At 56.8% G+C, this 12,104-nt stretch carries 8 protein-coding genes and 1 pseudogene; 1 reads left to right on the forward strand and 8 read right to left on the reverse strand.

Translation table 11 applies throughout. The features are described 5' to 3' along the window. Positions 1 to 620 precede the first annotated feature (620 nt). Entirely contained in the window at positions 621 to 821 is a 201-nt protein-coding gene (locus tag VMU57_RS00365) for a hypothetical protein (RefSeq protein ID WP_325379622.1), read from the forward strand. 99 nt (positions 822 to 920) lie between these two features. Here VMU57_RS00365 and VMU57_RS22895 read toward each other — a convergent pair. The 8 genes and pseudogenes from VMU57_RS22895 to VMU57_RS00400 form a co-directional block, all read right to left on the reverse strand. Then, a pseudogene (locus VMU57_RS22895) lies at positions 921 to 1,199 on the reverse strand (DUF6527 family protein); the annotation flags it as partial. Beyond that, positions 1,196 to 2,728 carry a hypothetical protein gene (locus tag VMU57_RS00370; protein WP_325379624.1) on the reverse strand — a complete coding sequence of 511 codons (1,533 nt, stop codon included), beginning with the start codon at positions 2,726 to 2,728 and terminating at the stop codon, positions 1,196 to 1,198. The gene VMU57_RS00370 and the pseudogene VMU57_RS22895, both read right to left, overlap by 4 nt. 83 nt (positions 2,729 to 2,811) lie before the next feature. Continuing rightward, positions 2,812 to 3,765: a ThiF family adenylyltransferase gene (locus tag VMU57_RS00375; protein ID WP_325379626.1), complete on the reverse strand. Its 954-nt coding sequence runs from the start codon at positions 3,763 to 3,765 to the stop codon at positions 2,812 to 2,814. Positions 3,766 to 4,142: 377 nt separating this feature from the next. After that, positions 4,143 to 4,526 (reverse strand): E2/UBC family protein, encoded by a 384-nt coding sequence (locus VMU57_RS00380; protein ID WP_325379628.1) that lies wholly within the window; start codon positions 4,524 to 4,526, stop codon positions 4,143 to 4,145. Further along, the gene (locus tag VMU57_RS00385; protein ID WP_325379630.1) at positions 4,523 to 4,777 is read right to left on the reverse strand and encodes a multiubiquitin domain-containing protein; all 255 of its coding nucleotides are present in this window, start codon (positions 4,775 to 4,777) and stop codon (positions 4,523 to 4,525) included. The genes VMU57_RS00380 and VMU57_RS00385 overlap by 4 nt, the downstream gene beginning before the upstream one ends. A gap of 295 nt (positions 4,778 to 5,072) precedes the next feature. Then, positions 5,073 to 7,856 (reverse strand): ATP-binding protein, encoded by a 2,784-nt coding sequence (locus tag VMU57_RS00390; RefSeq protein WP_325379632.1) that lies wholly within the window; start codon positions 7,854 to 7,856, stop codon positions 5,073 to 5,075. Positions 7,857 to 7,922: 66 nt separating this feature from the next. Beyond that, positions 7,923 to 10,823 carry a DUF1156 domain-containing protein gene (locus tag VMU57_RS00395; protein ID WP_325379634.1) on the reverse strand — a complete coding sequence of 967 codons (2,901 nt, stop codon included), beginning with the start codon at positions 10,821 to 10,823 and terminating at the stop codon, positions 7,923 to 7,925. Beyond that, the coding region (locus VMU57_RS00400) for a DUF3883 domain-containing protein (protein WP_325379636.1) at positions 10,823 to 12,104 on the reverse strand (1,282 nt) is incomplete at its 5' end. The genes VMU57_RS00400 and VMU57_RS00395, both read right to left, overlap by 1 nt.

The raw sequence follows: 12,104 nt of genomic DNA on the forward strand, positions 1-12,104 counted from the left end.
CGGCTTGTGCAAGTCTTAAGAATTCATCTGAGCAATGTGACTCGCTCAGTGAAATGACAAGATGTCTCTCGATCTTGCAAATATGGCAATTGCACTGAAGATTCTCTCGCATGATAGCAACTCCTAAAATCGAGCCGAAAAGTTCGGCTGACGGGTCTGCGGAAGAGCGCCAACAATTCTGGTTCAGGACGACTCGAATCGAGCTTGTCTACTGCGCTCTCGTTTGCTCGTTGAAGGGAAAGTACGTTTCTTGACGCGGCGATGGCTCGGGCGTGGAAGCCTCGTTGCGCAGAGCGATCCTTTGTTGGGGGACTGAAGAAAGGTGCCTGCGGAGAATGGGTGGCAAGTCATATCCGTGTTACGGCGGCTCCTTCTTTCTGCGAACGCCGATTCAGATAGTATAGGCGAACAAAAAGCGAATTGTCAAGAACCTAGTTTGGACCCGCTAACCCCGCAAGAAATCTCCGAAGGTAAGGGACTCTTCTTTCGGCCGCAGAATCCTCACTTTGCTAATCGATGTTAGCCTTACTGAGCAACCAGCTTCTTCGTGCCGGTATTGGAGGGGATGCCCGAGACTGTCACGATGGCGAGCGGAAACAGACGGCGCTAGGACGGTGGCGATGGCAGACGGCCGGGAACGCGGAAGATGCGATGCACTCGCACATGCGTCATACGCGACCGAACCAGCCGCGCTGTTTGCCTTTTCCCTCACGCGCGCGTCCCATCCGAACCAGTCGGCGACACGCGCTCAGCACATCCCACGGTATGGCGTCCAGAGCGTCAGCAACTTCGGAGAAGAGGATCAGTTGCTGTTTGGATAGCCGTTCGTGCACAACATCTATTAGCTGGGCGGTTTCGTCCGCTTGTGGCGATGTCTCGAGATCCTCCTCGTACGGACCGAACAGAAATATCTTGTCGCGCCAGATTACGAAGTGACTCCCGCAGCCGCTTTCCCTCCAGACGGACGGGTAAAGACTAAGGCCCGTGTTCCGATTCCCGTAGAGTCTCCAGGCCGGTCCAGCGCGCGAGTCGAGGTTGATTGGAAAATGCTCTCCACATCCACATGGACACGAGAGCAGGAGCAACCGGGGTCTTCCTCGCTCGATAAGCACTGCATCACCCGGCGACTTCAGATGAGCCGATGCCTCACCTCGTGTTGACACGGTTCCTTGGAGCCGTAATAACCTCGCGCCCGTCATGATGCCACGGCCGGCGCGATAGGAGCCGACTGAACCCCGAAAGTCTTGGAAAGCACACGTTCGGCCAGTACATATGCGGCTGCACGGCGGGACGCTTCAGTTTCAGGGGCAGATGGGTCCTTACTGGTCTTTATGAGAAGTGCAAGGGCCAATGCGCCCGCGTATTGATCCCGACCGCATTCCCATTGACGGGCATAGCGCCGGATTTGTTGGACGCACGCGTGGAACCAGAACGAACGATTTTTCGGATTGGCTTGCGTCACCGCAGCGTCCAATGGACGGTAATCGTAGAGAGGTGCTAAAGAGTCCAACCACTCTTGTGCATTTCTATCGTCATTGGCGAATCCTTCCACTAATAGACTGGCTTCGAGAGTGGCGGCATCGTAAAGAAGCGGGTAGTTGCTGCGGTGCGCAAAGAAGTCGATCACTATTGCGTCAGTAGCGCGGACACGGACATTGGCGGCGTGTAGGTCGCCGTGGATCGGTCCTACCAGCACGGGCATTGAGACGCAGAGTTCGAACAATGAACGCAGTTGCTGAAGGTTGCGGGTCGCACCCAATTGTTGTGCTCTCTTAAAACGTTGGCCATCGATTCTGCGCGGAAAGTGGCGGAGAAGTCCCGCAGAGAGCGGCGTCCAAACTTTGTGTGCCTGGCGATGCCATCCAAGCAGTGTTCGATCAAACAGGCACGCAATAGCAGACGCGGACCGCCCGTCGAAGGCACAATTACGGAGGCTTTCCGATTCCTCGACATAGTCACCGACGATCACTCCCTCGTTTGCGCCAAGGCAACAGCGTTCGCGAACCAAATGGGGGCCAAGATGGAACGGAACATATGGGTCAACATTCTCCTCGTAGATCTTGTACTCAGCAAAGATTTTCCCGCGTTTCCCAATTTTGACGAAATGAGGTTGTGGCCATTGTCCATGCAATCCCCCCGCTAGTTCCGCACAGGCGCGATATACAGCGACGCCAGAATGGCCGTCAGGCATGGGTACGAGGTGAATATCTTTGCAGTCCGCGAATGCACGCTGGAGTAGTAGCGTGGACTGCTCTGTCAGAAACGATTTGTGCTTCTTGCCTTGGCTGTCCACTCGGTCCTCGATAGTGATGTTCAATGCCCGATTTGGGGCGGCACCTGGTTGACCATCCGAGACAAAATTGGCGACATTGCTCCATAGGACGCTCTCATCGAAGTATCGCGCGTGGGGAAGTGGGGGATCACCGTTCTTTGGATTCTGCCACTTGCTTAGCTTCTCAGCCTCATGAGGAGGCAGCCCCCCTGTTGGGAGCCTAAGAAGATCGATCAGATTGGTAAGGATAGGCAGTCCGCTCTGCGCTGACCGCAGAATTATTCGGCAGTCGTAGTTGAGCAGCCGTTGTGCATGTTGCTCCAAATCTTTCGCGATTTGTAAAGGTTTCTCCACGCTCTGTGTGAAGACGACTGCGGAAAGTCCTGCGAGATATGCGGGTTCTTGCAGATCAACGTCAGTGCACGACGTAACTAAGTATTCGCGTTCTTCAAACACGCGCCTGCCATCATGTGGAGGTGTGGTCCCAAACCACGCGACCTGCTTTCTCCCACGCAGACGGTTTAACTCGATGGGCATCTTTAAGCCTCTCGTGCGAAGAGTGGCCAGGAGTCAGCGCGCGCGAAGGAACCAGATCGAGAGCAGATGTAACAGTCGGCCCTGGGGTGCGCACGGACAGTTCGCAAGGTTGATGCCATGGCGTTATAGAGGACGTGGCGCGCTTTCGCAGGGATGCCTGTGACCACGGAAAGCATCATTGTGATTGCAAGCGAAGCAACAGTGCCATTCAGGGACATAACGGCAGGCGCAGGCTCACGCTGGCCCTGAATGTAGGGATCGGCTTGGCGCTCGAACGCGGTCATCATGTCCCGGCGAACCTCATTTGCGTCCAGCAAACCATCACACGCAAAGCATGCAAGACCGGGAGCCAGCAGTTGGACGCGACCGTAGATATGCGTAATACGACCCTCGGTGACTGCGATGGTCACGCCCATGTCGATGCACGGGATCATGTACTGGTACGAAACTTGCTGTAGAACAGCGCGACTTCCATGAGAATCAGTGCAGCCGAAGATGATGTCTGCGTTCAACAACTCTCGCGCGGTTTTACTCTCAATAACATCGCCCTTAACGCAAGCGACGGTCGCATCTTTCGCGATGCTTTGAATGTATCGGGCTGCGATGTCAACTTTCTGATGACCTATATCATTTGCCGTAGCGTTAGCAACTCGGTTCAGGTTCGTCGCCTCTATAACGTCTGGGTCCACAAGAATGAAGTCTCGCACGCCAAGATGTACAAGCTGCTGCGCGATGAGCGACCCGGTACCCCCTAATCCGACAATTGCGATTCGCAGACGCTGGAGCGCCTCTTGTCCGGCCGAACCGAAGGCGCGTATTTGACGGTCGAACTTCTCGGAAACAGACGCCACAGGAGCCAATGGATCGAAAATCACTTCGCGGGTCGTGCCGATCGAGACAATACGAATATCTTCGTCCCCGCCGAGGCGGCGAGCGCGCAAACCTCCGGCGCTCATAACAAGAGCCGCATGTATGAGGTTTGGATGACGGCGCGCAAGGAATGCGGAAAGGTGCTCCTCACCTTCTGAATCCACTAGCGAAAAGAGAGGAGCTTCGGGACCTGGATGGCTATGCGCGAAAACGAGGGAGCAGGCTTCACGACGCGCGCGCTTAGTCACCCGCGCAACAAACTCGGGATTCAACTCCGCCTCTAATAGGCCTCTTCGTGTGTAGTCAGTCGACGCTGGGAACTGAACTTCTCGTACGAGGAGCCTCACCACGCCGTCCGTGCGGACTGTTTGGCTAGCGTAGAGAATGGCGCACTTCTCAGTTTCTCCGCCTATCAACTCGGCTCGGATGGCAGCGCCATCTTCCTCAGCAAGCACGAGTTCTATCATTGAAGCGACCTAAGTCGCCCCATGATGACTTTGAAGTACGTCACCAACGAGTCGTTATTCGGATTCCAATGTTGAAGGTGCCAGGAAAACCATGTGCCGCGCGGGCCGATTTCGGGGATCGGGTTGGAGTCGTTGGTGCCTTGCGGCGTCGCGCCATTTGCGAGCCGCACGCCCTTGGGTTCCACCCAAAAGCAGTCCGGCTGCGCAGCAGGGTAACCGGGCGGGGCGACGAAAAGGACCGTCACAGATTCCTGATTCCAGCCCGGAGGCATCCTAACATCAGGGATCGTGACCAGGTGCGCGCCGCTTGCCAGTCGCGTCAATGAAGCGCCTGGACAAATGGTCTGAAGCACCTGCATCTGCTGCTCGACCGGAGTCATCGAGTCCCAAAGGTCGCCGGTGGTACCGCATAGAAGTGCCTAGTGTGCTCCCCCTCCTTGAGGTGGACGGCCTCACTATCCGATATCGGCTTGTCCGGCGTGTCCCCCTCCTCTTCAAGGAACAGTTGATAGGTTGGGGTAATCGACGCTATCGCCTTGATTTCGGCTCCTGTCAGAGAAGACTTGTCTGTCTCGTAGCGCTTGGCATCTACGAAAAAGTGATAAATCTTCTTTTGCTCTTGTTCATTCATTTGGGTCCTCTCGATCAATGCAGAAAAAAGATAACACGGTGACGCTTGTTGCGAAAGGAGCAGCGTACGAAGCCGAGCAAAGGAATCTTGGATCTGGCAATTTTCAGAATCCGCGCCGATGGCGGTCTCGTCTTGTTGGCCAGCTCTGGGATTGCCGCAGCAGGACACATCATATCCGCTATTCCATTTCGAGGCCGTATTGGTTGTGAATTTCGGTGTTCAGCTGTTCTCCGTGACCGTTTGAACGACATCTCGGGAGCACCGACGACCCGACGAGTCCAACGAGATGAGTCCCTCACTCCCATGTCGAGGTTTTGAATCCAAGGCTCTTTGCATTCTCTGACACCGTGCGCTTGATCTGGTCCGTGGCACCGTTCGGAAAATCGGCAGTGATTTCCACCGTGATCTTGAGTTCGGCTTGGGGATCAGAAGCAAGGTTGCTAATAATTTCTTCTGCCAGTTGCACTAGCCGCATCTTCGCCGTTGCCGGGTTCACCTCCACAGAGCCATAGAAAGACTTCGCTTTGCCTGTGCGAGCAGCAGGAACGGAGCTTGCTCCAACGGTTGGGGGTTGCAAGGGCGTAGACCGGTCATCAGGAGCTCCTGTCGGCGGCGGAGCGACCCCAGAATTTGGTTTCAGGTCTGCGGGCAAGTTAGTTTCATATCGCTTCGCAACTTCTGGCTCGATCAGCAGCAGCGTGTCGTCGAATTGGACATTGGCGTCACCGAATTTGAATCCCTCAAATACATCGCCGGTCTGCCCGTATGCAGTGCCGAAAAAATCCTTACTCCCCGCGCCCTTAATGATGGCCTGTTCCAGCACGTTGCGGCTATTGAGACGCGGCAGGTAGAGGTAGCGCTGCATGTCTTCCCAGTAGGCCATTGCACCCACCGCGTCCTTGCCATCTTTCCAGTAGAGCTTTTTCAGCGTGTCGCGCAAATGTATCGGAGACCATGCGCTGATAACCAACTCATTGTCGTGACACACCCGCTGGATTTCAGCGCCCAACCCTGAGCCACTAGTATTCAGCGGGAATGCTTCGATGGTAGGTTGACGATCCGCGGGCGTCGCCTGCACCGGGCACAGGAGCCACTTGTAGCACTCTCGCGCGACCCGAGGCAGCACGTCTTCAGCGGACTGGAGTTCCTTCTTCGCCTGCTGCTCTTGGAGGCCGTCGATGTTCAACCGTTTTTCTTTAACATCCGCAACGATGGAGTTCCAGGCAAGCGCGGTGCGCACACAGTCGCGCACACGGGTCAAGGAGGCATGATCTGGAGCAATGAAAATGAGTCTATTCCCACGGTATCGGGGCTTTGGGCCGTGGTTGCGCACAAATTCCAGCACCTCTTCGGAGGCTATGCGCATCTCCTGCTTGCTGTAAAACTTTTCCGGCGGCAAAATCACTAACCGCAGTGCGCCGTCATCGGGCACGTCCGCGTGCGGCGTGAAGATGTGACTACCCTCAAAGAATGAGGCTCCGGGCATGAGCTTGCGCAGCACATCGGCCACCTTGCCACGGACCTCGTTCTGGTCGTTGAACCGTCCCTTCCGATCTTCCATTTCCCGACGCAAGTTAGCGCGAGTGTCAAACCAGAATCGTGTAGTGTCCTGAGTCTTATCGCCAGAGGAGTTCAGGTAATGCAGCCGGTCGGCCAACCGGTTGAGTGCGTCGGAGAAGGTTGAAGACGCTTGTCCTGGCTGCACACACCCTAGAAGCACGCGGGCGCGATCCAGGCCGCGAACAACTCCCTTCTGTGTTACGGCTGCAGATGGCGCACTGCCTAGGAAAATTGTACGAGCCACACGGCAGGCTGCATTAATGGCACCAAAACGCGGCTCCTTCGTTTCGAGTTCCGTGGTCTCAGCGCGTTCGCCGTCGATATCCTTTTCCAGCACTGCATCCCAACCCGGTGCAAGGTAGTAGGTCAGCTCATTCCGGGTATTGCCATCGTAAAGCGGCAAGCTGCCAGGCAGAATCATTAGGTCTTGATTTTGATCCTTCCAAAGCCGGTAGATCACCTTCGCCATCAGCTTCAGCACGCCGCGAGTGCGCTGGAAAGTCTGGAGAGTCGTCCAGTCCTCATAGAGGCGATCGAAAACTTCCGGGTGAATGGGATAGGCCTGCACGAGACGATTGAAATACCGCGCTTCCTGCGTCTCAGACGGCAGCTTGGCGCCCTCGCTAACATACGCATCAGCAAAGGCTCGGCATACCGCGTCGCGCGCAGAGGCGTCGCGTACCGGTTCGAAGAGACGACGGCGGACGATCTCGAAGGCCTCTTCCGTTGCGACAGGCTTCCATAGCGCCTGCAACCGGCCGAAGGTTTTCTCTAGTGCTTGCAGCGCCGTCATTCCGCGATTACTCCCGGCTTCGATGTCCGATTCCGGTAAAGACGCGAGCAGGATGGCGTTCGGCACCAGCTTGATTGCTTCGGTCAGCGCCTGCACAAAGGACAGATTGCTGTCGTAGCTTCCGCCGCTCAAAGTCTGGCCATTTGGAAACTGGCGAATATAAGCCACAAGCTCATCCACTAGCACCACACACGGCGCATACGTCTCTAGCAACGTTTTCAGGACGTTCTTGCCGGGTGATGTGCCGGTCGTGTCGGCATCTTTCACCAGCTCATAGCCTTCGTCACCGCCGAGCTGCCACGCGAGTTCACCCCAAAGCGTGTTGATGGTTTGCTTGCCATCTTTCCAGGCCTGACCGGGCGCGCGAGCCGTGCCGTCGAGCACAACTACGCGGGCTTTTGGCACGTCCGTGATGCCCGCGTGATCGAGCAGATCGGGAACGCCTGGCAGATCCTTGAGCGGGCACTGGCGGGTGGCTAGGTGATAGACCGCCAACATCGTATGCGTCTTGCCCCCGCCGAAGGCTGTTTGGAGTTGAATTACAGGGTCGCCGCCTTGGCCGTTCAGCCGTCTGGCCACGGAAGTGAGCAACAATCCCATGCCCTCGGTGATGAAGGTGCGCTGAAAAAAGGCGGTTGCATCCTGGTATTCAGGCGTTGCCTTGCCGGTGTACACGGCAGTAATGTCCGCGGCGAACTCCGATTGAAGGAACGTGCCTTCGAGCACATCGGGATGGGGAACTGCTATTTCGCGCCACGGTTTCATCGATTTGTGCTCCAGTCTAATGGCATGTCAGTCAAAAAGGCTGCCTTGTGGTTTCTCCGTTGGCACAGCACTGGCAGCAGCTTCAATGCCACTCCAAGAAGTAATGAGTTCGTTGTAAGCGCGCGCGTCCTCGGACCAACTCTGACGCTCGCAAAGCGTGTGAAGGCGATAGGCTAGTTGGCGAATTGCTTCAGATTTGCCGTTCATAGCCACAAGGAGTCGGCCCGCACCGATTTCGCCTTCATTCTTCAGAGTGCGGATGAACTGATGCAGCGCCTCCCACACTGGCACGCGAATGTCGGTCTGCGGGTTCCAGCCGGTGGGGTATTCGGACCACTTGCGAAGGCGAACCACGCCACCACCAGATTCCACAACGCCGGCATGCCGTACACCCTCGACGCTTGTGCCCTTGGCGCGGGCGAGTGTATCGGCATCTCCGAAGCGACCCTCTTTCCATCCATTTTGCTCGAACCAGTGAAGACAGAACTGCGTGTCATGATCAAAATCGTCTTCGGCTAGGAACCGATTGATGAGTTGTAGGGCGACTCGGACACTCATGGGCGAGCCGTCGGCCTCCAATACAGCAGCGTATTTAGAATACACCGCCATACCTGGACCGATGATGGCCTGTGACAGATCGACAGGGGCGACAGGTGAACGGTCGTCGCCGGAGCCTTTGGTCATTTCATCTAGCGCCTCAGGCAACACGGCATTCAACTCGCGCAAAAACTCGCGCCTGGAAACAGTAACAGCATTAGCTGAGCGCTTGCGGCAGACCAGGACGATGCTCGAAGCAAGGGCATTAGTACCTGTCGCATTAATTCGTCCTGCCCCTTCCGTCCGCATCGGCCAAGTGCCGTTCAGCGCAAATCCTGCCTTTATCACGGCGTCGAGGAAAGTCTCCCAACCCGTGCTGGCGGTGCCACCTTCGCTCTCAGTTTCTGACTGTTTGAATGCGTAGTAGACAGTGACCGGGAATCCCGGGTGCGCTTGCTCCGACAAGCGATGCATCGCATTTGTCATGCCCTTGAGGAAGAAAGCCTCAGCCTTCTCCTTGCTGCCATGTCGATAAGGGATTGCGACCAACTCCTCAGCCTTTGGCACCGCAACTGTTGCAAAGAGATCCGGGAATACCGGCTTCAAGGCTCGCCGCAGCCAGACGTAGAAAAAATCCGAAAGGTCTGCGTATCCAATGTTGTCGTAGTAAGGCGGATCGGTTGAGACGATCTTGTTGGACGAAATCACCTGAGTTGCCGCATCAGCCTGAGACACAACGGCTGAGCAGGATGCCGGGAATGAATCGATTGCCATTGCGACCTTATCGAGCACGGTGCGCCAGCTTCCCCCAGCATCAGCAAATGGATTTGCTTCGGCAAAGTCCCAAACCATCGCTATTCCTTGCCGCGCAAAAGTCTCCCGGAATGCACCCCGGTCGCTCATCCAAGAAGCCATAGAGGAGCCGATATTGGAGACCTTCGAGATGGTAAACGCTAAATACACACAAACCGCCTCCGCATAAGCCCTCGCGCCGCTACCGCCTACGTCAAGGCCCTTCTCATCATCGGGCATCCCAGCGGTCACCGCGTCTTGGCGAATCCTTTCCCGCGCCTCGATCACAAGGTCACTAAACGCCGTCAATGTCACGAGCTGGCGCGGAGTGAAGTAATCTCCAAATGTCTTGAACCCGTAGATTCGACCTTGTGCATTGCTGGCCCACGTTCCACGGGAGGGCGTATCCGGTTTCCATGGCGGCACCGTTTGTTTGGCAATAGCCTCTATAGGTGTCGTGGGTCCAAGGTATACGCGGCCGTGAAGCCCCTCCGCTACGATGGCCATCAATCGCACACCCATCCGCCCTGCATTGGCTTCGTCATCGATGTAGGAATAGGGGAAAGGAGTATTCGATAAGAGGCACTTAAAAGATCCCCGAGCTAGCTTGGTTCCATCCTTTGCTTCCACCGGGGGTTTCGCTGCTATCACTCGAAACGAATAGTGATCGCCCTTAATAACCGGCTGAACATAGGCTTCTCTTCCCTCCGTGCTCGATAAGATAAAAGTAGAAGCAAGCGGCACGTCCACATGACGGAAGGCAGGATTCGGGCTTTTCACCGTCCGCGCCCACAGCCAGGCGATCACTGTGAGCTTTTGGTCCATGAGCGGTTTGAGATCGGGTCGTTCGCGGGCCATCTCTGCCGTGATCTCGATCGGTGGATAAAAGTGGCCGACACGTTTGTGTGCCTCTGTTCGCATCCATTCTCCATAGCGGCGAACATCCTCCGCCAGTCCGGTCGCACCGGGCCATACCTTTGGTGAAGCGAGCCGTGCATCGAACTCGCCCGGTGGCAAGGGCCCCAAAGGGATGCGTCCAGCGAACTTGGGAGGAATTTCAATCATGGCTTTGTTGATGAGCACGGCCACGGGATTGAGGTCGGAGGCGTAGGCTTCCAAACGTAGGCGTTGCGCTTCCAGCGGGATTGCGCCCCCGCCGGCAAACGGGTCATGGAAAGGAGGCAGCTTATTGGGATCGAAAAGCTCGGTTGCTAGTGGATGGTCCTTGTTCAGTTCGCACACTTCTCGCCAAGAGCGGCGGATCTCAGCGCGGGCCCGTTCGACCACTTCCTCATTGGTCGTGTTTTCCCACACGACGAGTTCTTCCATAATTTTGAAAAGCCGCTTTCTCTCAATGGCAGCCTCTTTCTTGTTCTTACCGTATTTGAAGCCACCACCCTGCTGGTAACCGGGATCATTGACGAGTTGAGCGAAAATGACCGCTCGCGCCGCCGCAAGCGGTCGCCGTGCCCACCAGAGATGCAACGTACTTGGGTGACCATGCCGGATGGATTTCTCGCGGGAGCACGCCGCATTGATCGCATCGAGGGGCAGGGCGACTTCGATGAGCTTGCGGGGCGATTTGACGGGGTAGCTCACTATGTGAGTGTTCCTTTTTCGAGCAGAGCCTTCAGATCGTAGTTCACAGACGAGACGCCCCAGCCAGGTTCGGACTCGAAGGGGTTGCGCAGATAATGGGGGCCGTCCACCGCGTCGCTCTCGCCCACGAGGACAATGGCGAGGACAAATTTGTCGGCCTGGTTGAGGGCGTAGAGCATTTCGTTGCGGGTAATGGTGACTGTGCCAGCGCCCTGTACGCGGCCTTTGACTTCGATGTGACGGGCTTCGGGCTGCTTGCCGTCCACGGCTGGCGGATAGGAAGTCATATCCCAGCCGCATTTCTGAGCGGACACATCTACCACGCGGCAACCGCGTGTCTCCTCGGCATGGCGAACAGCGTCCATGGCGAGCTTTTCGACGCGAGCGCGGGCGACGGGGTCGGTGGAAAATGCGGAACCGTACTCAGCAGGAGATTCCCCGCGCAAGCGATGGAGCAGGCCGATGGGAACAACCAGGGCGCCACCGAGGGCCACAGGTGTGGCGGAGGTGACGTGGCGCATGGATAGGAGTTCCTTCTTTCGGTTTTCTAGGCGGCCTTCGAGATCTGAGACGGTACGGCGAGCGTTTTCAACATTCAACCGCACGTCCTTGCCGGCTTCCTGATCTTCTTTGAGCTTGATCCAACGGTCGGACCAAAAGGCGATTTCCTTGGTAAGCCGTTCATGGACGGCGGCAAGAGTCTTGTCCACATGAGCTATGCGGCGTTCCGCGACTTCCCGAAAATGTTCCGGGACGAGCGTGGCAGCGGCGAGGGCGAGTGCCCGCTGCTCTTGGTCGGCACGAATCCAGGGCGCGGAAAGCACTTCGTTCAGCAGCGCACGATCGGCAGGCGCGAGGGCTTCAAGGTCAAGGTGCGGTGCCCAGCCCGCAAAGGTTGCTGATCCATCAGTCGCGACACGGACAAACTGGAGGCGTTTGGAGAGCACTTGGTCATCGCCGGATTTGATCTCGTGGGTGAGCAAGAAAAGCAGATGCGGCTCTTCGCCATCGTCGGCAGGGTCCACAAGGATAGTGCCCTGACGCAGGAGGTTGCCGTGCTGTTCCAATATCAAGTCGCTCACTGCGAGCATAAGCGGGTGGCCGGGATGGAGCATTGCGGCGAAGGCCGCGCCTGGCTTGTCGAGTGGGCGGACAGCTTCGCGGGTGAAGCAGACGCGCTCGTAACGCTTGAGCACGGGAGCGAGCTCGCGGCGGTTACGGCCGGTGATAATGCGGTCGCGCTCGCGGATGGAGGCCGGAACATGCGTGACCTCGAAGCGG

The sequence above is a fragment of the Edaphobacter sp. genome, from assembly GCF_035532915.1.
Classification (GTDB): domain Bacteria; phylum Acidobacteriota; class Terriglobia; order Terriglobales; family Acidobacteriaceae; genus Edaphobacter.